Consider the following 21,621-nt stretch of genomic DNA (forward strand, 5'->3'; position numbering starts at 1 on the left):
TCCACTACCGCCGTTCGTTCAGGTCCTGCCAGATCACCAGCAGGAACCCGCCCACCAGCCCAAGGTGCTCGAAAAACGAGTTGGCGGCGAAAAAACGCGCCTGGCCGGGCGACATCTCCCAGAACTGCAGGGCGACGAAGGTGGCGAGCAGCGTGAAGATCGCCAGCCCCAGCGCGCCGAGCCAGCGATGCCATCCGATCAGGATCATGAGCGAGGCGATGAGCTCCAGCGCGATCACGACCACGGCGAAGAATGGCGCGGGCGTAAGCCCGAAATGGGTCATTTCCGCAATGGCGCCGGGAAAGTCGGTCAGCTTGACCAGCCCGCCCTGAAGATACGCCGCGCACAAGCCCAGGTAGGCGACAAAGCGGGCAACGCGGCCCCCTAAAATGGGGCGCGCGATGCCGGCCAGCGAGGTTGAAATGCTCGACATGGGTTCGGTTCCTTACACGGCCCAGCACGAGCAGCCCAACGCGCCGAAGAACGACTTCTGGTCGGAGGCCGGCACGCTGGAGGCCCACGCATTGGCATGGCTGTGCCCATGCAGGCCGCACGCGCTGGCGCAACCGCACGCGGCGGCAAAGCGTTTGTAGTCGAGCGAGTTGCGTCCCGCGCCTTCCGGGTCGCCCCAGGCGGCATAGCCGCCGAACAGGCGCGTGGGCGACCAGTCGGGCATGGCGGGCGGCGGCGCGTTTTCGTCGAGCTTGGCGAAGTCGCCGGCGCCGTAGACCACGCGCCCGCCCACCACGGTCAGGTCGGACGTCAGGAACGAAATCTCTTCATCCGCCACCGTGAAGTAATCCTGGGACGGGACCATCAGATCGGCGAACTGGCCCACCTGAATGCGGCCGCGCTTGCCTTCGTCGTTGGAGAACCACGCGACGTTCTCGGTCCACATGCGCAGGGCCGTTTCGCGGTCCAGCAGGTTTTCATGCGGATACAGCGGCATGCCGCCGACGGTTTTGCCCGTGGTCATCCACGACAGCGAAATCCACGGGTTGTAGGACGCGACGCGCGTGGCGTCGGTGCCGGCGGACGTCTTCACGCCCTTTTCCAGAATGCGCTTGACCGGGGGCGTGGCCTGCGCGGCCTTCGCGCCGTAGCGCTCGACAAAGTATTCGCCCTGGTATGCCATGCGGTGCTGCACGGCAATGCCGCCGCCCAGTGCGGCGATCCGGTCGATGGACTTGTCCGAGATCGTCTCGGCGTGATCGAAGAACCAGTTGATGCCGGTGAGCGGCGTGTCGCGATGCACTTTCTCGAATACGTCCAGCGCGCGCGTGATCGTTTCGTCGTAGGTCGCGTGCAGGCGCCACGGCCATTTGTTCTGGACCAGGACGCGAACGACCTCTTCCAGTTCGCCTTCCATCTCCGGCGGCATGTCCGGGCGTTCGACCCGGAAGTCCTCGAAGTCGGCCGCCGAGAACACCAGCATCTCTCCGGCCCCGTTATGCCGGAAGTAATCGTCGCCCTGCTTGTACTTGACCGAAGACGTCCAGCTCAGGAAATCCTCTTTCTCGTGCTTGGGCTTTTGCGTGAAGAGGTTGTACGCAAGCCGCACCGTCAGCTGGTTGTCGTCGGCCAGCTTCTGGATGACGGCGTAGTCGTCCGGATAGTTCTGATAGCCACCGCCGGCGTCGATGACGCCCGTGACGCCCAGCCGGTTCAGTTCGCGCATGAAGTGGCGCGTGGAGTTCAGCTGGTAGTCGAACGGCAGCTTCGGGCCCTTGGCAAGGGTTGAATACAGGATCGTGGCGTTGGGTTTGGCAAGCAGCAGGCCGGTCGGATTGCCATTCGAGTCCCGGATGATCTGTCCACCTTCCGGGTCCGGCGTGTCGCGGGTGTAGCCCACCACGCGCAGCGCCGCAGCGTTCAGCAGCGCGCGATCGTACAGATGCAGCAGGAACACCGGCGTGTCCGGTGCGACCGCGTTGATTTCCTCGATGGTCGGCAGACGCTTTTCAATGAACTGATGCTCGGTGAATCCGCCCACCACGCGCACCCATTGGGGCGCGGGGGTGTTGGCGACCTGCCGGCGCAGCATCTCCATGGCATCCGCCAGCGACCGCACGCCGTCCCAGCGCAGCTCCATGTTGTAGTTCAGGCCGCCGCGCACGACGTGCGTGTGGTTGTCGTAAAGCCCGGGCAGGACGCTTTTCTTTTTCAGGTCAACCAGCCGGGTGTTCGATCCCGCCAGGCGCAGGACTTCCCGGTCGCTGCCCACCGCGACGAACTTGCCGTCCTTCACGGCGACGGCGCCCGCTTCCGGATTGGCGCGGTCCAACGTGGTGAAGCGGCCGTTGTAGAAAATTACCTCCGGGGGACCGTCTGCCAGCGGCGTGCCGGTCTGGGACTGCGACCCGGCATTTGCCCGGCCGGCCCACATGCTGTTGAGCGCAAACGCTGAAGCCAGCGAAGACGCCGCTCCCAGGACTTGTCGACGCGAAGCCATGCCACTCTCCTCGATTAATTTCGCGGTGGGTAGGTTTTCATGGCGCACGCCGGGGCGCAATCCGACATTAGGTTCGTCACCCTATACCTTCGACGAATGGCGTCGGCACAGCGCGCACGCGTATCGTCTTGCGGTTTGCGTGCTGCGCAAGGCACAGGAGCATGAGATGAAAGTTGGCCGCGACGCGCGCGATCAACTTCGTCGTCGAGCAGCTGCGCTACCAGACCGCCACCGGCGATCTGCGCCGCAAGGGTTACTACGTGTCCGTGGTGCAGAAGCTGGGAGTGACGGCCGGCGCCAGCCCGCAGACGATCGCGCCGGGGATGCGGCACAGCTTTTAGAATTGGTGAGAATTAACGATTCATTAATTCTTCGCCCTCTATAGTCGCGCTCGTCAGCCGGCGCGGGCCCGTTCGGGGTCCTAGCGCTTGTCCAGCGCGAATTGTCATGAGCCGGTTGCCAACAACAACAAAGGCGAATGATGAATCTGGCAGCCATGAAAGTGAGTTCGCGTCTTGCGATCGGTTTTCTCTTGCTTGTTCTTGCGTTGGTGGTGCTTGGGGGCCTGTCCCTGTACGCCGTGAGGACGCTGGACAAGTCGATGTACGACATCGTGAACGTGAACAACCAGCAGTTGAAGCTGGCGCTGCAGATGCGCGAGCTGGTGCAGGGCCGGGCCATCGTGGTGCGCAACATCGTGCTCTACACGGACCCGCAAGCCGTGGCCAATGAGATCACCCGGGCCGAAGACATGGCGGCGCGCTATCGCCAAGCCAATGAAAGGCTTGCGCAGATGTTTGAGAGCGATGCCGGTACCCTTGCCGCGGAAAAGGATCTGCTGGCCGCCGCCCGTCGCGCGGAACAGGAAGCGACGCCCATCTACCTGCGTGCGCTGGAAGCCGGGCGGCAGAACAACACGCAGGAAGCCGCCCGCATCCTGCGGGAAGAACTGCGCGCCAAGCAGGAGGCGTGGCTCGACCAGTTGCTGTCGCTCGCCAACCTTGAATCCCAGCTCAACGATGAATCGGCGCAGCAGGCGGCGGCGACCTCGGCGCGTCTGCAGAGCACGATCATTGTGATCATGTCGATCGCGGTGCTGGTGGGTGTCCTGTCGGCGTGGCTCGTCACGCGCAGCATCCTGCGGCAGCTGGGCGGAGAACCTGCCGACGCGCAGAAGCTGGCCGGCGCCATTGCCAGCGGCGATCTCACGACGGCGCTCAAGCTCGATGAGCGGGATCATTCAAGCCTGATGTACTCGCTGGAAACGATGCGCAGACAGCTTGCGTCGACGGTCGGCACGATCGTCAGCGCGGCGGAATCCATTTCGACGGCGTCGGCGCAGATTGCCGAAGGCAATGCCGACCTGTCGCAACGCACCGAGGAGCAGGCGGCATCGCTTGAGGAAACGGCCGCGAGCATCGAAGAGATGACCTCGACGGTGCGAATGAACCAGGACAATGCGGCCAGCGGCAGCAGCCTTGCCGTCGATTGCAGCCAGCTCACGGTTGAAGCGGGCCGCGTGGTGGGCCAGGTGGTCGATGCGATCGGGGCGATCTCGGCCGACGCGCAGCGCATGGGAGAGATTGTGTCGGTGATCGACAGCATCGCCTTCCAGACGAACATTCTTGCGCTGAATGCGGCCGTGGAAGCGGCACGGGCTGGCGAACAGGGCCGCGGCTTCGCGGTGGTGGCGACCGAAGTGCGCGCGCTGGCGCAGCGCAGCGCCACGGCCGCCAAGGAGATCAAAGGCTTGATCGAGAACTCCCAGCGTGCGGTGGAGGGCGGCGAGTCGATGGCGGCCACGGCGGGCGGTCAGATGGAGAAGGTGCTCGACGCCGTGGCAAGGCTCAAGGAGGTGACCGTTGAGATCGCCTCGGCCTCGGCCGAGCAGACTGCCGGCATTGAGCAGGTGAACGTGGCGGTGTCGCAAATGGATACGATGACGCAACAGAATGCGGCGTTGGTCGAAGAGTCCGCTGCGGCGGCCGGCGCAATGGCCACGCAGGCGAAAGAGCTCTTGCAGGCGGTGGCGCGCTTCAAGACGGAACGGCAGCCTGGCGCGGCGCAGCCCGGCGCGCGTTACGAGCGGTTGGCACTGGCAGCACCCGCGCACGCCTGAGGCCGCAACCTGACCGTATGATGCGGCCTGGGGCGGTGAGCGCGCCGCCCCATGCAGCAGCTGTCAACGCACACGGAAGGGGAATACTGACATGCGAGTTCTGTTCGTTGAGGACGACGCGATGTTCGCGGACGCGTTGACGCTGGCGCTTGAGGAACTGGACTTCGCGGTGACGCTCGCGCAGGACGTCGAGGCTGCCAAGGTGCTGCTGCTGCAGCATGACTTCACGCTCGTGCTGCTGGACATCGGGCTGCATCGCGGTTCGGGCCTGGACGTGCTGCGTTTTATGCGCCGGCGCGGCGACGCGGTGCCGGTGATCCTGATCACCGCGCGGGACGCCTTGAGCGACCGCATCCGGGGCCTGGATCTTGGCGCCGACGATTACGTCATCAAGCCGTTCGAACCCGCGGAGCTGTTTGCCCGCATGCGCGCCCTGCTCAGACGCAGCGGCGTTCCGGGCGACAAGATCCTGGCCTGGCGTCACGTGAAGCTGGATCCGGGCCGGCGCGAAGCCTTCGTCGACGAGGCGCCGACACGGTTGTCGGAGCACGAGTTCCGCACGCTGGAGATGCTTCTCAGGCATGCGGACCGGCTGGTGTCGACGGAAGAGCTGCGCGCGCACCTGTATGGCGCGGGCCGGCCTGGCGAGAGCAACACGATCGCCGTGTTCATTCATTCGCTGAGAAAGAAGCTGGGCAAGGACACCATCGAGAATGTTCATGGTCAAGGCTACCGGCTGGCCCGGGATAGCGGCTGATGCGGCGGGTCGCGAATTCGTTGCGCGCACAGGTCCTGTTGGGCATCTTCAGCGCGCTGCTCGTGTCGTGGCTGGTGCAGTTTGGCTTGTATTGGAACAGCGTGACCCGGGCCGAATCCGGGGTGCGCGATCATGAGTTGAGTGCCGTGGTCGACAGCATGGCCTTCTTTCTGGCGATGGTGCCCGCCACTCAAGACATCACCCGGGAACTGCCGGTGCCCGCCTTTCTGGTGCGTCAGGCCGTCGGCAAGACCGAGATCCAGGTCTGGGACCGCGTGACGAATCGCCTGGTGCTGGCTTCCAAGGACGCGCCGCGCAAGCGGATGGTGCAGGGAAACACGGTTGGATTTTCATGCGTCGTCCAGGATGGAGACACGTGGCGGGTGTACACGGGGCTGGACGAGTCCGCGCGCTTCGAAATCGTCGCGGGCACGCCGACGCGAGCGTTCTACGCCGGCCTTGCCGCCCGCTTCGAGCTGGGCTCGATCGTCACGCTGCTGATGTTTGGCGGGATCGGGGGCGTCACGATGGTGGTTGTCTGCCGTTCCGTGCGCAAGCTTGGCTGCGTGGCCAGGGAGATTGCCGAGGCCAGCGTGACCGACGGCGTGACCGTTGACGAGCGGGCAGTCCCCGCGGAGCTGGTGCCGTTGATACGCGCGATCAATGAGCGCCAGCGCCGGGTGGCGGCGTTGATCGAGAACGAGCGCCGGTTCATCGGCGATGCCGCCCACGAGCTTCGCACGCCGCTGGCGGTGCTGGCCGTGTATGCGGACACGGCGTATCGCGTCAACGATCCCGTGAAGGCCAGGATGCTGATGCAGAAGATCGCGCAGACCACGCGCCGCAGTTCCCGCATCGTCGAACAACTGCTGGACCTGGCGCGCACGGACCGCAACGACATCCGCCTTGAACCGGTGAATCTTGCGTCCGTGGTGGCCTTCGTGCTGCGGGACATGCAGGCCTCGTTCATCCATCGCGGCCAGCAGGTCACCGTGGATACCGCGCCGGTCCTGATCATGGGCCAGGTGGATGCGCTGGGCATTCTGGTGCGCAATCTGGTGGACAACGCGGGCCGGTACAGCGGCGAGAACAGTGCGATCAGCGTTGCACTGCATTGGGAGCCGGAGGGCGTCAGGCTGGCGGTCGCGGACAACGGGCCGGGCATCGCGCGGCCATTGCGCGAGCGGATCTTCGATCCGTTCTATCGCGGGCCGGGTGCGCCAAGCCACGGGAGCGGGCTGGGGCTGGCCCTGGTCGCAAGAATTGCCCGCTCGCATCAGGCGCGTGTGACCGTTGACGAAGGGCCCGAGGGGCGCGGCGTCTGCTTCAACGTGGTGTTCCCGCTGCCCGGTGCAGCGGCCGCCGGGCCTGCGTGACGAGGACGGCAAGGAATGGACATGGATGCATCGGATTCCGGCCCGGGAACAACGCCACCGTTCGATGGCCTGCGCGCGTATCTGCTCGCCGTCCAAAGCCGCGATGACCTGCACCGGCTACGTCAGCTCGAACAGCGCAATGACGGATTGAAACGGTCGGTGCAACGCCTTCCGGAGGCTCGTTGCGCGGCCGCCGAGGTGTCGCTGGAGCCTGCGTGGAAGCACGTGCTGCGCGCCGCGGAGCGCAAGAAATGAAGCTGGAGGGCCGGCCAGGATATAGGCGTGGTATTTGAAGACGCCTTCAATCGAAGGGCGCTTGCCGGATTAATCAAAAAGGCCAAAGCGGGACGGGCTCCCGTGTCATTTTGTGACTGAATGCGGCGTGGTCAGGCGCGCTGGCTGCGTGTACAGCCGGCCAAAAGATGGTATCCGAAGACGGCTGATATCGGCGTGTGGATGGTATCCGATAATCGGAAATAAATACTTTGGATAATATCTTCGCGGGTATGCCTAGCATTATCAGACGTATTCCGTAGACCTATTTTGATAATTAACGGGATATAACCCCGATTATTAACGGGGACGTAAAAAAAACCGTTATACAGTGCCTCCTTTTTTCGAGAGCTGACCCTAAATTCACGCCGGCTGCATTATTACTTGCCGATACTTTTTAAACATATCGGCAATATGTGAAAGGAAGCTCGATTAATCCGGAGGATTGAAGTTTTGGCACACGGCACAAAGAAGTGGCTGACGGCGACGCTCGCCTTGAGCGCGTCCTATGTGGGCAGCGTCACCGCTGCGGACCTGACCATCGGGGCGGGCAATACGCAGGTGTTTGACGGGTCGGCCAACTTTCCCGGCGGAATCGATGTCAATGGCGGGACGGCGGTAATCGGCGGCAATGGGGGCGGCGCGGGCGTAACGATCGGCGGCAACGTCAACGCCATGTCCGGCGGCACCGTGGCGGGTTTTGGCGCGATCAACGGCGACCTGAACGTGACGGGCAATGCCCGCGTCGCGCCGGGATACTGGGTGGACACGCCCACCGGCGTTTCCAACGGCAATCTCGTTGTGAACGGCAACCTGGGCATCAACAACGGCGTCTTCGATTTCGAGACCGGCTATGCCGGACTGCCGATCACGCAACCCGGCACGGGCGACAACATCACGGTGGGCGGCAACGTGGCCCTGAACAACGCGACGTTGAACGTGAAGGTCAGCACGCACGGCGTCAACGCCGGCTTCTACCGCATCATGTCGTACGGCGGCACGTTGAGCGGCAGTGGCCTGACGCTGGGCACGGTCTCCGGCGACTCGGTGCCGGCCGCCACCATCCAGACGCTGACGGGCGACAAGCACATCAACCTGGTTCTGGGTCCCAGCACGACCAACCTGTGGAACGGCAATGGCGTGGCCTCCGCGGCAAACGCCGGCGGCGGCAACGGCACGTGGAGCGCCGCGAGCACGAACTGGAACAGCCCGACCAACGCCACCGGCGCGCTGCCCAGCGGCGGCTATGCGATCTTCACGGGCGCGGCGGGCACGGTCACCGTCGATGGCAGCGCGGGCCCGGTGCGCGTGTCGGGACTGCAATTCGCGACGGACCGGTATCGCCTGCAGGGTGCGCCGATCACGCTGGCCGGCACCGGCGGCAACCCGCCCGTCATCGTCGTCGGCGACGGCACGTACGCGGCGGGCAGGTTCGTGGACATCATCGACAACCCGCTGCAAGGCACGGAAGGTTTTGTGAAAACCGGCGTCGGCTCGATCATCCTGAACGGCGACAGCAGCAACCTGACCGGTCCGATCTTCAACGCCGACGGCGCGCTGGAGATCAACGGCAAGTTGAATGGCCCGATGGACATCGGCCGCGAAGTGGTGCTGGCCGGTGTCGGTCAAGTGGGCAGCACGACGCTGTACCCCACGGCTGTCATCTCGCCGGGCAACGACAGCACGCCGATGGGCACGCTGACGGTCAACGGCAACCTGAATTTCGGCCAGGACACGGTTTACCGCGTGCATGCCGATCCGGCCAGCACCCTGAGCGACCGCATCCATGTGACGGGCGTCGCCACGCTGGACGGCACGGTGGCCCATGTGGGTCCGAACGGCAACTACGCGCCGCGCGCGACGTACAACATCCTGACGGCCGACGGCGGCATTCAGGGCCGCTTCACGGGCGTGTCGAGCGCGTATGCGTTTCTTACGCCGTCGCTCAGCTATGACGCGAAGAATGCGTTCATGACGCTCGCGCGCAACGATGTGCCGATCGGCAGCGTCGGCGGCTCGGAAAACGAAACCAACGTGGGTGGAGCGCTGGACCAGCAGGCGCCGCCTTCGAGCGGCAATGGCTCGGCGCCGGCAGGCAATGGCGCCGCGCCTTCGGGTAGCGGTTCCAGCCAGGCTGGCAGCGGCTCGGCATCGGCGGGCAATGGCGCGCCTTCAACCGGCAACGGTTCTGCGTCGACGGCCACCGGCTCGGCTCCCGCGGGCACGGGCGCAACCGGCACGGGTTCGACGTCGGCCGCCGGCGGCGACGCCGCACCGGTCGTCACCCAGCCCGTTGCCCCCGGCGCGGATTCGTCGCTGATTGCCAGCGCCAATGGCGCGGGCAAGGCGACGGGCGCCAGCCAGGTCACGGATGCCGTGCTGGCCATGACGCCAGGGCAGGCGCGCGCGGCGTTGAAGCAGTTGTCCGGCGAAGCGTACGCGAGCACGGGCAGCGTGCTGCAAACCCAGGGCGACGCGGTCACCACCTTGCCGTTGTCGCATCTGCGCGGCAATCTGGATGCGCCGATGCGCGCCGGCCGGCCGACGGCACAGTTGGGCGCGACGTCCTCCGACGCCCTGCCGCAAAGCGGCGCATCGCCGATCTGGGCGCAGGCGTTCGGCAACTGGAGCACCTTCAACGGCGATGGCAATGCGTCCACCGTGCGTCAGTCCTCGGGCGGCCTGTTCGTGGGCGGCGATGGCGACGTGGGCGGCGGCTGGCGTCTGGGTGGCGCGGTCGGTTATACCGGCAGTCACAACTCGATCTCCGACGTGTCTTCGCGCATGAGCGTGGACAGCTACACGGCGACGGTATTCGGCGGCAAGAACTTTGAAGCCGGTCCGGGACACGTGCGTTTCATGGCGGGCGCGGCCTACACCTGGCACGAGATCGACGCCAAGCGCAACGTCGCGGCCGGCAGCCTGAACCAGCGTCTGGAATCGTCCTACAACGCGTCGTCGACGCAACTGTTCACGGAGCTTGGCTACAAGCTGCCGCTTTCGGACGCCTATGCGATTGAGCCCTTCGCTGGCGTGGCCTGGAACCAGATCCGCACGCGCGGCTTCCAGGAGACAGGCGGCTCTGCGGCCCTGCGCGGCCAGAGCAACACGGACGATGTGACGAGCACCACGCTGGGCCTGCGCGGCGCCATGTTGATCGGCACGGACAGCGCGCCTGGCCGCTTGACGGCGACGGTGGGCTGGCGTCACGCGATGGGCGATGTGAAGCCCACGCAGAAGCTGGCCTTTGAAGGCGGCAGCACGTTCACGGTGTCGGGTGGGCCCATCGCGAAGAACGCGGCGGTGCTGGGCTTGGGCGCCGAAGTGGCGATCACGCGCAGCACGACCGCGGGCGTGGCCTATGACGCGCAGTTCGGCAGCGGCAACCGCCAGCAGTCGGGCATGTTCAAGCTGATGACGCGCTTCTGAGGCGCATGGGCGTGGCCGCATGACTGCCCGTAACGGCAGGACTGCGCGCCGGCCCGCACGCCGGCAACGCGCTGAGTGCGGGGTCCACGGGCCCGGCCCTCAGCGCGTTTTATTTTCGGCTTCTGTTTTGGAAACGGGAGGCGGCAGGGGCAGGCCCTCTGCCCGGGCCAATCTTTCCATCGCGACTTCCAGAATGGCGCGCGCCCGCCCCGCGGCGCGGCCCAGGTCGCTGTGCAGCTGCGCGTCGTCGTCGTTGCGGGACGCGCACTGCACGCTGTAGCGTTCAAAGCTGCCGACCATCAGCAGCAGGTCAGCCAGGTGCTTCGGGCATTCGCATGCCAGGCCGCTGCCGGACGCCATGATGGTCAAGAGCGCATGCTCGTCAAAGCGCAGATCCAGCGTGGGCTGGGCAGGCGCGGTCGGCAGCCGTTCGCCGGCTAGCGCCGAGCGGCACAGCAGCAGCAATTCGCCGATGTCCGCCGGAACGCGGGCCGCCAGAAAACCGTGGGCGCGCAAGGCGCGGATTGTCGCGCTGGCGCAGAACCGGTAAAGCACCAGCACGGCGACGTCGCCGCACGCCTTTGCGGCCGCCGCGATCAGCGGCAGCGCGCTCTCATGCAGCTCGGACAGTTCGATCACCAGAACTTCGAGGTCGGCCTCTTGCGGCGTGAGGGCGACCTGCTCAAGGTGCGGCCAGCTCTGTTGAACGATCACGTCCAGACCGTCGCGTCCGCTGCCGGTGATGCGCCGGGCCAGGTTGGCGCCGGCCACGCCCAAGCGCAGCGGCCCCTGCGCCGCGGGTTGGCGCGCGGCGGCGCCAGCCAGTTCGTGCAGCTGTTCGATGGACATGGGCGCAAGCACGCCGATGGCATGCCCCTGATCGACCAGTTGCTTGAGCAGGCTGAGACGGCGCACCTGTTCGGCGGAATACAAGCGCTGGCCGCGCGCCGAGCGTTCGACATCGGACAGGTTGTAGCGGCGCTCCCAGACGCGCAGCGTCTCGGGTGAGAGCCCCGCCAGGCGCGCCGCCACGCCGCTGCGGTAAGTGATGCGGCCGTCGTCGGATTGCTTGGATTCCATTGTTTTCCTTGACCCGGTATTGAACCGATATGTTTGCATAATAGCGGTTCAAAGCATGGACGAGAAGAAGGCAGGCGCGTAAATTCCTTCATCAAGCGGTTCAACTTCCCCCTATTCGAGGCCGCTTTCGGACCCCGCGCTCGCGGGAGGTCACTGGACAAGGAGTCAATCATGAAACGTCTTTTGGCAGGAATTTCGCTCACCCTGGCGCTGGGCACCGCGCACGCCGCCGACATCGTGGACACCGCCAAGTCGGCCGGTTCGTTCAATACGCTGGTCACCGCCGTGCAAGCGGCCGGGCTGGTCGACACGCTGAAGGGTCCGGGCCCGTACACCGTGTTCGCGCCGACCGATGAAGCCTTCGCCAAGGTGCCCAAGGACAAGCTGGACGCGCTGCTGAAAGACAAGGCCGCGCTGACCAAGGTGCTTACCTATCACGTCGTGCCGGGCAAGGTCATGGCCAAGGACGTCAAGCCGGGCAAGGTGAAGACGGTTGAAGGCAGCTCGTTGACCATCGCGGTCAACGGCGGCAACGTCACCGTGGACAACGCCAAGGTCGTGAAGACCGATGTCGCGGCTGACAACGGCGTCATCCATGTCATCGACACGGTGCTGATGCCGAAGTAGAGGTTCTTGCGTGTAGCAGGCCGTACCGATGTCCGGCCTTGATAGGCCACCGTGACGGTGCGTGGCCTATCTTTTTTGTTTCGTGACCGGCAAGCCGCCTCACCGGCTTGCCGGTCACGGCCGCGCTCAATCCGAGGTGATATTCGGAAACGCCGCGCCTATGCTGCCCGTCTAGCGGGAAACGCGCCCGCCAGGCGATGCGTCCGCCTCGCGCTTGCGATGCGCGAAATTCAGCGTCACCATCAGCCCCGCCGCCATCGAGAACAGGTGCTTGAGCGTGTGGCCGCTCATGAACGCGAACGTCTGGTAGATCTGATAGTCCAGCAGTTCGGCGGCCTTGGCCAGCACGTAGAACCCGATGGCCGCGCCGAAGTACAGCCGTTCGCGCAGCGGGGTGCCGTTTCTCCATTGCAGCAGCGGCACCAGCACCAGCGGCATGAACTGCACGAAGAGGTAGGGACGCAGATCGCCCGTGGACGTGTGGTCGGTGTACCACCACCACGCCACGCTGCCTACCGCCAGCGCGGTCCACAGCACATCGACCCAGCGGCCGTCGCCGACGGTCTCGCGCCAGACGGCCGACAGGATGCCGGCGCACAGCAGCGCGATGGGCAGGCGGTCCCAGATCAGGCGCGCGTTGTCGGGCAAGAGGTGATACCACCCGGAGCCGAAGGCGGTCAGCATGAGCGCAAGGAAGAACACGGTGTAGCCGGGCCGGATGGCGTCCAGCGCAGGCTGGCGGCGCGACTGCATGACCAGCGCCAAGCCATACCAGCCGACCACCGCGAAGCCCAGGTTGGAGAGCACATCGCCCGCGTTGGGAATGCCCAGCCACGCGCGCTTGTCGGCAAAGTCGTGATAGTGCTCGAGCTGGGCGATCGGCCCGTGCAGCACGAGGCCCACGGCCGCCAGGATCACCACTGTCCATGGAAGCAAGCGGCGCGTGTTCAGGCCGGGGGGCGTTGCAGCAGGTAGTGTGCTCATGCAGGTCTTCCCCGGCAGGCGGGTGTGCCGGCTAATGCTGATAGTAAAGCCGGCGCCCCGCATCGGCCACAATCTGCCGCAAGAGGCGCCGAAGGCGTTTGCCGACGCGGTGCTTCGCGTCACCCGCCTGTAGCGCAAACGCGTCAGGCCGCGACGCAACGCGCCGTTCAGGCGGCGCGGGGCAGCCAGTCCGAGACGGTCGCAAGGACCTGCTCCGGCATCTCGCGGTGCGGCACGTGGCCGCAGTTCTCGAAGATGACGGGCCGCGCGCCCGCCAGCTGCGCAATGCGCTCGGCGTGCACCGTGGAGCCGTATTCGTCGTTGTCGCCGTGCAGCGCCAGCGCGGGGCATTTCACCTGCGCCAGCTGCGGGTCCAGCGTCCAGTCCGCGAAGTCCGGCGACAGCCAGGTGTCGATCCAGGCGCTCAGCACCCAGGCCGCCTTGTCGCCGTGATACTTCTTCAGGCGGTCAAGCTGTCCGGGCTGCGCGAAAGACTCGCGCGCCTGCCGGATGCCTTCCAGGGTGCGTTCCTCTGCGTAGACCTGCGCGGATTCAGTGATGAGCGCGCGGCACGACTGCGGATACGCCGCGGCGCTGGCAATGGCCATGCCGCCGCCCACGCTGTGGCCGAAAGCCGCGAACTGGTCCAGCTCCAGCGCCTCGCGCACGGCGCGAAATCCCTCGATGGCCTCGCGCACCACGAAGTCCACACCCAGCGTGCCCTTATAGGGGTCGGACCGGCCGAATCCCAGGCGGTCGTAGGCGATGACTTCGCGGCCCGTCGCGCCGGCCAGCCGTTCCGGAAAGTCTCGCCACAGCTCCACGCATCCCAGCGAATCGTGCATCAGCACGATGGGCGCGCCGCTGCCGGCAGACGCAGCGGATGCGGCGGGCGTCCAGCGCCGCACGAAAAGCTGGCCGCTGGCGGCGGGGACGAATACATCTTGGAATTCGGCGGACGACATCACGGGTTCTCACGGAATAGAAGGCACGGGACGCCTCTCGGGCGCGGCAGCACGCCAGCCGCTTCCCGGGGACAGTCGGAAATAGTAGCGTAGGCGCGCGCACGCGCTTGCTGGCGTCGCGCGCCGGTATCAAAGGCGTGACGTTACGAATGCAATTGCTACTGCACCACGGCGGACCGTGGCCGCACGCACATCATTTGTCGCATTACATGCCCTGCCCGCGCACCGATTTTCGCCGGCGCGCCACTACGATGGCCGCAGTCATTTACCGCACCAGGAGCAAGTCATGAAGATCCCTTTCCGCCACCTCGCCGGCGCCGCCGCCCTCATCGCGGCGCAGTGCTACGCAGGCACCGCCAGCGCGCATTGGCTCGATGCCGTAAAGGGACAGATGGAAGGCGCGGGCCAAGGCAGTGCAACCCAAGGCGGCGCCGCCCAAAGCAATGCCGGCCAAGGCGGCATCCTGCAGGGCCTGGGCAACAGCCTGCCGCTGTCTTCGCTTACCCCGGCCTCGGCCGGCAACGCGGCCGGCGTGCTGGAGTTCTGCATGAAGAACAACTACCTGGCCGGTGGCGATGCGCAGGCCTTGAAAGACAAGTTGATGGGCAAGATCGGCGGCGGCTCGACGCAGAAGGCCAAGTCGGATTCGGGATACCTTGCCGGCCTGCAAGGCCTGCTCAACGGCAGCGACGGCAAATCGGTGGACCTGAGCGGCGGCGGGCTGAAAGAGGAACTGACCCGCAAGGCGTGCGATCAGGTGTTGAAGCACGCGAAGTCGTTCCTCTGACTGCTGTTGCCCAACCACCGGCGGGTGCCCCATGTCGTGGCAGTGGTATCTTCTGCGGATCTTTCGTCCCAAACCCGCGCCCATGTCCGACGTTCCCGCTCCCGCCGATTCGCCCGTTACCGATGCGCCGGCGGCGCCGCACCGGCCTTTCATCCAGAATGCCGGCACCCGTCGCACCCTGCATTTCACGCAGCAGGAGATCCAGAGCAGCATGTCGCTGCTCAACCCGGACGCGCTGGAGATCGAGTACACGCGGATGATGATGGGCTTCGTGCTGTTCAAGCCGGAACCGGCGGACATCCTGATGGTGGGGCTGGGGGGCGGATCGCTGCCCAAGTTCTGCCACCGCTATCTGACGGGGGCGCGCATCACGGTGGTGGAGATCGATCCGGCCGTCATCGCGCTGCGCGACGCGTTCATGGTGCCGCCGGACGGCGAGCGCTTCCAGGTGATCGAGGCCGACGCGGCCCGGCACCTCGCGGGTCTGTCCGAACAGGCTGATGTGATCTTCCTGGATGGATTCGTGGCCGGCGGCATCCCCGACCCGCTGTGCAGCGCCGGCTTTTACGCCGACTGCCATCGCGCCTTGCGCGCCGACGGCATCCTGGTGATCAATTTCCACGTCAACCACCCGATGCACCACGAGTACCTGGACCGCGTGCGCGCGTCGTTCGGCTCGTCGATGTTCGAAGTGGTGGACGACGACATGACCAACAGCATCGTGTTCGCCTGCAAGGGCGATCTGCTGAACGACCCCGCCGCGGCGCAGGTGAAGCGCCCGGCATCGATGCCCAAGGACGCGTGGCGCCAGCTCATGCCGACGATGCGCGTGATTGGGGCGACGTTGGAATTGCGGTAGGCGGGGCGGCCGCTACGCCGGATCGCTCAGCATGATCGACAGCAGTTCGCGGGTGGCGCGCGACAGGTCGCGGGGCGCCGGTGCATCGCCCTTTTCTCCCAGCGTTTTCGTCAGGCTCGACACCGTCTGCGCGACGGCTTCGTCGTCCAGCACCGTCGGCGCACGTCCGGCGTCCGCGGCCGGCACGGGCGGGGGCGTGATGTGTTTTCTGGCCGCCTTGAGCAGATCCGCCACCGGATCGGTCTTGCCGCGGGCGTTGACGCGGTCGGTCATGGCGGTGGCCAGGCTCTTGCCGCCGCCGCGGGTCCGCAGGCCGGACCGCTCGCTGGCGGCCTCCCAGGCGGCGCGCTGGGCTGCGTAGGCGGTAAGCAGCGCGAAGCGGTCCGCGTCGATGAGCAGCGGCGATTCGGCCACCGCGATCAGGAGGGACTGGTAGGCGGCGCTTGCGGCCGTGGCATCGTTGCCGATCAGGGCCTTGGAGACGTCTTTCCACAGATGATGGAACGGAAGCGTGGTGGCCGCGGCGAACATATCCGTGCCCAGCGTCGCGCGCTGCTCGAAGGCCAGGACCAGATAGTCGACGTCGTTCACGGGCTCGGGCTTACCCGCGCCTTGCTGGCGGTGCAGCACGCCATCCACCAGTTGCAGCCCCGTCAGCTTGTCCTGCGAGTCCGCGCCCGCCAGGACGCGAAAACCGCTGCGCCGCAGCGCATCGCCATCGTAGACGCCGAAGCGCACGCTGACGCCATCGGTGCCGAACAGCTTGGCAAGCGGGGTGAGCAGGCTTTCGCCCGTCTTGACGATGGCGCCGCCCACCGGGCCGCCCAGCATCGTGACCGCGGTGGAGACGAAATCCAGGATGCCGCGGGACAGGCTGCTGTCGGCAAAACGGCACAGCGCCGCATACATCTCCAGCCCGTCGCTGGCGTAAGGGACGTTGCGCGCCACATAGACGTCGCGAAACGCCACGCGGCGGGCGCCGGCGTCCGGCGCGGCCGCGCCCAGCGCCTGCTGGATGAGGTCGTAGCCGACGATGTACGGAATCTCGCGCCGGACGCCGTCCGCGCCGTATCGCAGGAAGAACGTGCAGAGCGGCAGGAACTGGCTGAGGTAATTGCCGGCCTCGCACAGGCGCATTTCGACCAGCCGGACGCTGAAGTAGCACTGGCCGGGCACGAAGGCGGCGCCGTCCAGTCCCGCGGCCAGCGCGGGGTTGCCGGCGGGCGGCTCGATCTGCGCATAGAAGTTGCGTCCCGCGGGGACGGTGGGCAGGAGGGCGCCCGCGCCGTCCCCGCCTGCCGCCTTGCCGCCGATGCCGCGCAGCATGCCGAATAACCTATCCATGTCAGCTCCTTGTTGTTTGGGGCGCGCGCAGCGGCTTTGGGCTCAGTCGCGCACGATGGCCACGGCCGACGCCCAGGTCGGCAGGTCGCCCGCGTCGCCCTGCGCGGCCTTGCACGCGTAGCGGTAGGCTTCCGCCAGGTCCTTGGGCTGCGCCGCGTCCAGGTACACGTCGTAGAAGCGCTGGATGTAGCGGGCGCAGGATTCCTCTTCGACCTGCCAGCGAAATGCCAGCACGCCGGCCGCGCCGGCGCGCATGACTTCCAGCGCCGTGCGCACCGACGCGCCGCTGCACGAGGACAGCACCAGCAGCTTGCACTTGCCCGCTTCCATCCACTGGCCGATCAGCCGGATCGACAGCTGCCACGCTTCGCCGTCCTCGCCGGGCAGCACCAGCATCGTGCTTTCGCCCTCGGACACCGAATGGCCGGCGAAATGGAAGATGTCGTAGTTGCCCGTGCGCAACCGTTCCTCGATGCGGCGTTGCAGGGCTGCGCCCACCAGTCCTGTTTCGTCAGCGGCGCGCACGTGATCGATGATGAGGTGCCCGGGTGCGCGCGCCGCCAGCTCGGCCAGGTGTTCGCGTTCCTTCGCCACGGACTGCAGCGGTCCGAACTCCATGGCGGGCAGCGGGGGGCCGCCGTCCTCGCGCCGGAAGGTGACGGTGCCAAATACCGAACTGGCGTCCATGAACAGCATCCGCACCGGCTGGCCGGGCGCGCGGGCGTCCGGCTCCCAGCGCGGCGCGGGCGCCGTGCCTTCCAGATGCAGGCGCCGCGCCATCGGCAGCTCCAGGCACAGGTAGCGGCCGCTGTCGGCGCCGAACTCGCGTCCCATCTCGAAGGGCAGGTTGAACAGGCGCGACACCTCCTGGCTGGCCAGGTTGAATTCAAAGCGCAGGTCCAGCCCCGCAAAGGCGCCGGCCCCTGGCGATACTTCCTCGTCGCGCGCCCGCTGGATCAGCTTGGCGACGGGCGCGCCCAGGCTGTGTGTGACCATGGCGCTGAAGACGTCTTCGCCCACCCCGCTCAGGTCCTTGAGCCATTGCGGCGCCTTCGTCTCGCCCAGATACGGGCTGAAGGTCTCGATACGGCCCACCAGCGCGGAGATCCGGTCGCGCTCCTTGTAGGGCATGTCTTGCGAGGAATATTCGTGCCGCCCCATCTGGATGCGGTAGGTGATCGAATGCTCGCCCACGCGGATGATGAGCCGCCGCCGGCGCTTGGGCGCCAGCGGCGTCAGGCATGTGAGCACGGTGGCGACCTCCGCGCCGCTGTTGATGGCGGTCTTCGCGTCGTTGGTCCACATGAAGACTTCCGGGCGCTCCAGCACATAGCGCTGCACGAGCTCGGGCGGGTCCACCGCCAGGACCAGCAAGGGCACCGAAGACCGCCGGGCTATCCACTCCAGCAGTTCCACCGCCGCCGCGCCGGGCTTGCCGCGCTTGCTGGCGGTCGAGCCCAGCCGGGCGTCGATGATGACAAGCCGCGGTTCGATGCGGGGCGTCGACAAATCCCAGGATTCGATCTGCGTCTTGGCGCTTTCCAGCGAGGTGCGGCGGCGCAGTTCCGCGCCCACGAACGGCGCGATCGCGGGGTACTGCTGCACGTGGCGGTGCAGTTGGGCGAGGTTGTTGGCCCAGTCGTCCTCGTGCTCGTCGTTCATGCTGGCCAGCAGGATGAAGTTGGGTCCGGCGGGGTCGTGTTCCATGATGGCTGTCCCAGGTTCCCGATGCCCTAGCCCGCCCGCAGCGGCAGGATCAGCGTGAACGCGCGCCACGGCGGCGTGACCGTCGCGTAGCCTTTGTCCGGGTGCAGCGGCGCAGCCGACAGCGGCGGGTCGGTGACCAGCGCGCCGCCGTGGTCGATCACGGTTTCCTGTATCTGGGTGATGGCGATGCTGGCGCCGTCGTGCGCGGCGCGTTCGGCGCTGAGCAAGGCGTCGTCGGGCACGGCGTGGGCAGGTGGATCGGCCTCCCACCGTTGCTCCTTGCTCAGGCCGAAGCGGATCGTGCAGCCGTCCGGGCCGGCATCCAGGTCGATCGTCACGCGGGCGTCGTCCGCATTGCGGCAGCGCAGGAGGTAATCGGTCATCGACCGGAACGCCGCCGAGAGCGCCTGCGCATCGCCGGACACGGTCGGGCCGTCCCGCGAGGCCGTGTGATTCGTCAGCGTAATCCGGCGCTGGTCGCGCGCGGGCAAGGCGGCCATCACGTCCTGCAGGCGCGCGCCCAGTTCGACATCGCTGTGCATGGCGCGGGCGCGCCGCCGCGATTCGCTGGCGCCCGCCAGGCGCTCGAAGGTGATGTCGGCCTTGCCGATCTCGGCCACGATGCGCTGGCTCAGGTCCTGCGCCAGCGCCGCGACCTCCTCGGCCGGCATGCCCTGGCGGGCGTCCTCGTGCAGCAGCACGGTCTGCGATGTGAGGCTGCACGCCAGCGACAACGAGGTGCGCGTCTGCCGTGCCACCTCGGCCACGGTCTCGCGCAGGTAGCGCAGGTCGCGCGCCCACCCCAGGTCCGCGATGTCGGTGAAGAACCAGATCGACATGTCCAGGCTGGGATCCAGGTCGGTGCGCGTGGCCAGGACGGAGCGGGGCTGGCCGGTGCTGTCCAGCAGTTCGATGCGTTCGCGCTTGACGGTGAAGGGAGCGGTCAGGATGCCCAGCGTCGCTTCGTCGCCCGCAATCGCGTAGTCCGTGATCGCCGGGGCCTCGTCCAGGCTGCGCCCGCGCCGGGGTTCAGCGCCCAGCATGTCCGTTGCCACGCGGTTCATCTCGATGACGGCGCCCTCGCGGCCCACGAACACCACCGCCTGTTCGGTTTCCGCCATCAGGCTTTGCTTGGTCTGGTTGAGCAGATGCTGCGCCAGGCCTTCTTCCAGCGACGCGATGATCTGGAGCAGGTCATCGATGTCCGGCCCCTTGAAGGCGTGCGAGACCGACGATTCCACGTCAAGCAGCCACCGTATCCGGCCGTTCAGGTGTATGGGCACGGTCATGGCCGAGCGCAGCGGCCGCTTTGGTCCCCCGTAGCCGTGTTGCGCGTACGCCGGGTTGCCGATGTCGTCCACCGCCAGCAGGCAGCCCTGCGCCAGCGTCGCGCCCAGCATGCCTTGCGAGGTGGGCTGCTGGTATGCGGGCGGCAGCACGTAGGCCGGCGCCAGGCTGTGCTGGGTGACGACCTCGAAGCGCTTGTCCTGGCGGTTGACGCGATACAGCGCCACGTGGTCCCACGAAAAATGCTGCGCAAGCTGGACGATGATCTCTTCGGCGGCCTGGCGCAACGACGCGGCGGCCATCACCTTGCGCCGCAGCGAATCGGCAAATTCGGCGCGCTCGTCGTCGCGCTCTTTTTCAAAGCGCATCAGCACGGGTTCCAGGTCCAGCGCGCGCAGCATCTCCAGGTGCCGCTCGCCGTAAGCGCCCGGCTGGCGCGAGCACAGGCTGAGTGCCGAGCTGTAGCCGTCCGGGCGTGTGACGGGCAGCGTGACGGAGGCCTCGATGCCCAGGTCCTGATAGCACCGCACGACCTCGTTGCCGGGCTGCGGCATGTTCTTCTGGACGAAGGCGCCGATCTCTTCGACCCAGGTCCGGCCGGAATCCAGGAACGCGCGGATCGTGGGCGGCAGGTCCATCCAGCGCGCGGGCCATAGCTCCACGCCCTCCGGGCGCACGGCGATTGCGCGAAACAGCGACACATCGTTGCCATAGATGCCGAAGACCGCGTGCTCGAACGGAATGAGGCGCCGTATCTGCTCCAGGATGCGGTCCAGCTTCAGCCGCCAGCCGCCGATCGCGGGATCCAGGGCAATGCGCCGGATTTCATCGCGGGCGGACTCCAGCGTGCGCGACTGGATGACGGCAATGACGCCCAGCAGTTCGCCATTGGGGGCGGGATCGGGCGTCATGACGAGCTCGAACTGCCGGTCGGCGTCGTCGGGAACCGGGATGGCGATGGTCACCGCGACCATCGCATCGCCTTCCGTGTCTTGCACGCACCGCAGGATGGCTCGCTGCACGGGGCCGCCGTCGGATGGCCGAAAGCGCGCCGCGAGCCGGGTGCCGCACAGGGCCTCGCGCGGCAGGCCCAGCGTGCGCGCCGCCTCGGGGTTGGCAAAGCGGATCACGCCCTGCATGTCCAGCCGGAACACGGCGTAGGGCGTGCGCTCGAAACGATGCGATTCGGCCTCGCGAAACGGCGCGCCGTCATTGACCAGCACGATGAGTTCGCCGCTGTCCAATGTGCAGAGCGGGATGAGCTGCGCGGGCACGCGTGCCCCGCCCGGGCTCCGGTACACGACATCGACGGCGCCATCGCCCATGCGCAGCGGCTTGGCAAGCCCGTAGACCTGGCTCACGTGCCGGTTGACGAGCGCCTCGCGCGCCAGCGGCAGGACGGCGCTGGCCGCGACGATCTCGCCCGATCGGGCCAGGACGAGACAGGGCACGCCGACCTGGGACAGCACGCGCGCCACCTCGGCGGGCTCGCCAAAAAGGGAAAACTCGGGCAGCGCCACGCCCTGGGCAAGTGCCGGCGCGTCGCGATAGGGTTTCGGCTCCATCTCTGTCATG

17 protein-coding genes are annotated in these 21,621 nt (G+C 66.7%); 9 read left to right on the forward strand and 8 right to left on the reverse strand.

The features are described 5' to 3' along the window. Nucleotides 1–4: 4 nt before the first annotated feature. Together HV786_RS17550 and HV786_RS17555 are read right to left on the reverse strand one after the other, a co-directional pair. The gene (locus HV786_RS17550) at nucleotides 5–433 is read right to left on the reverse strand and encodes a DoxX family protein (RefSeq protein WP_128830145.1); all 429 of its coding nucleotides are present in this window, start codon (nucleotides 431–433) and stop codon (nucleotides 5–7) included. Between the two features lie 12 nt (nucleotides 434–445). Continuing rightward, nucleotides 446–2,335, reverse strand: coding sequence for an amidohydrolase (locus HV786_RS17555; RefSeq protein ID WP_252870427.1), 1,890 nt, complete (start codon nucleotides 2,333–2,335; stop codon nucleotides 446–448). 290 nt (nucleotides 2,336–2,625) lie between these two features. Between HV786_RS17555 and HV786_RS17560 the strand changes: the two genes are divergently transcribed. From HV786_RS17560 to HV786_RS17585, 6 genes are all read left to right on the forward strand, one after another. Further along, nucleotides 2,626–2,793, forward strand: coding sequence for a hypothetical protein (locus tag HV786_RS17560; RefSeq protein ID WP_158216762.1), 168 nt, complete (start codon nucleotides 2,626–2,628; stop codon nucleotides 2,791–2,793). Nucleotides 2,794–2,948: 155 nt separating this feature from the next. Then, nucleotides 2,949–4,571 (forward strand): methyl-accepting chemotaxis protein, encoded by a 1,623-nt coding sequence (locus tag HV786_RS17565; protein ID WP_158216763.1) that lies wholly within the window; start codon nucleotides 2,949–2,951, stop codon nucleotides 4,569–4,571. 91 nt (nucleotides 4,572–4,662) lie between these two features. Then, nucleotides 4,663–5,328 carry a response regulator transcription factor gene (locus tag HV786_RS17570; protein ID WP_128830148.1) on the forward strand — a complete coding sequence of 222 codons (666 nt, stop codon included), beginning with the start codon at nucleotides 4,663–4,665 and terminating at the stop codon, nucleotides 5,326–5,328. Between the two features lie 20 nt (nucleotides 5,329–5,348). Continuing rightward, nucleotides 5,349–6,704, forward strand: a complete 1,356-nt coding sequence (locus HV786_RS17575; protein WP_158216764.1) for a sensor histidine kinase — start codon at nucleotides 5,349–5,351, stop codon at nucleotides 6,702–6,704. Between the two features lie 21 nt (nucleotides 6,705–6,725). Continuing rightward, nucleotides 6,726–6,959: a hypothetical protein gene (locus HV786_RS17580; RefSeq protein WP_128830150.1), complete on the forward strand. Its 234-nt coding sequence runs from the start codon at nucleotides 6,726–6,728 to the stop codon at nucleotides 6,957–6,959. Between the two features lie 471 nt (nucleotides 6,960–7,430). Then, the gene (locus tag HV786_RS17585; protein WP_175211368.1) at nucleotides 7,431–10,406 is read left to right on the forward strand and encodes an autotransporter family protein; all 2,976 of its coding nucleotides are present in this window, start codon (nucleotides 7,431–7,433) and stop codon (nucleotides 10,404–10,406) included. A gap of 99 nt (nucleotides 10,407–10,505) precedes the next feature. On the opposite strand, the gene HV786_RS17590 is transcribed toward HV786_RS17585, so the two are convergent. Further along, on the reverse strand, nucleotides 10,506–11,486 hold the full coding sequence (locus HV786_RS17590) for a MerR family transcriptional regulator (protein ID WP_175211370.1): 981 nt from the start codon (nucleotides 11,484–11,486) through the stop codon (nucleotides 10,506–10,508). Between the two features lie 171 nt (nucleotides 11,487–11,657). Between HV786_RS17590 and HV786_RS17595 the strand changes: the two genes are divergently transcribed. After that, nucleotides 11,658–12,113, forward strand: a complete 456-nt coding sequence (locus tag HV786_RS17595) for a fasciclin domain-containing protein (protein WP_062840036.1) — start codon at nucleotides 11,658–11,660, stop codon at nucleotides 12,111–12,113. A 171-nt stretch (nucleotides 12,114–12,284) separates the two neighbouring features. Here the strand turns inward: HV786_RS17595 and HV786_RS17600 are convergent, their stop codons facing one another. After that, a complete protein-coding gene (locus tag HV786_RS17600; RefSeq protein WP_128829826.1) occupies nucleotides 12,285–13,097 on the reverse strand; it encodes an alkaline phytoceramidase in 813 nt (270 codons plus the stop codon). 167 nt (nucleotides 13,098–13,264) lie between these two features. Then, complete coding sequence (locus HV786_RS17605; RefSeq protein ID WP_128829825.1) at nucleotides 13,265–14,062, reverse strand: alpha/beta fold hydrolase; 798 nt, start codon at nucleotides 14,060–14,062, stop codon at nucleotides 13,265–13,267. Nucleotides 14,063–14,348: 286 nt separating this feature from the next. Between HV786_RS17605 and HV786_RS17610 the strand changes: the two genes are divergently transcribed. Together HV786_RS17610 and HV786_RS17615 are read left to right on the forward strand one after the other, a co-directional pair. Then, nucleotides 14,349–14,849, forward strand: a complete 501-nt coding sequence (locus HV786_RS17610) for a YjjA family protein (protein WP_252870384.1) — start codon at nucleotides 14,349–14,351, stop codon at nucleotides 14,847–14,849. A gap of 82 nt (nucleotides 14,850–14,931) precedes the next feature. Further along, nucleotides 14,932–15,708, forward strand: coding sequence for a fused MFS/spermidine synthase (locus tag HV786_RS17615; protein WP_128829824.1), 777 nt, complete (start codon nucleotides 14,932–14,934; stop codon nucleotides 15,706–15,708). A 12-nt stretch (nucleotides 15,709–15,720) separates the two neighbouring features. Here the strand turns inward: HV786_RS17615 and HV786_RS17620 are convergent, their stop codons facing one another. From HV786_RS17620 to HV786_RS17630, 3 genes are read right to left on the reverse strand one after another with little or no spacing between them, the layout of a single operon-like run. Then, a complete protein-coding gene (locus tag HV786_RS17620; RefSeq protein WP_175211391.1) occupies nucleotides 15,721–17,052 on the reverse strand; it encodes a hypothetical protein in 1,332 nt (443 codons plus the stop codon). A 42-nt stretch (nucleotides 17,053–17,094) separates the two neighbouring features. Next, a complete protein-coding gene (locus tag HV786_RS17625) occupies nucleotides 17,095–18,759 on the reverse strand; it encodes a CHAT domain-containing protein (protein ID WP_175211393.1) in 1,665 nt (554 codons plus the stop codon). A 26-nt stretch (nucleotides 18,760–18,785) separates the two neighbouring features. Then, a complete protein-coding gene (locus HV786_RS17630; RefSeq protein WP_175211395.1) occupies nucleotides 18,786–21,620 on the reverse strand; it encodes a PAS domain-containing protein in 2,835 nt (944 codons plus the stop codon). Between the last annotated feature and the right edge of the window lies 1 nt (nucleotide 21,621).

Source organism: Achromobacter mucicolens, from assembly GCF_902859725.1.
Lineage (GTDB): Bacteria > Pseudomonadota > Gammaproteobacteria > Burkholderiales > Burkholderiaceae_B > Achromobacter > Achromobacter mucicolens.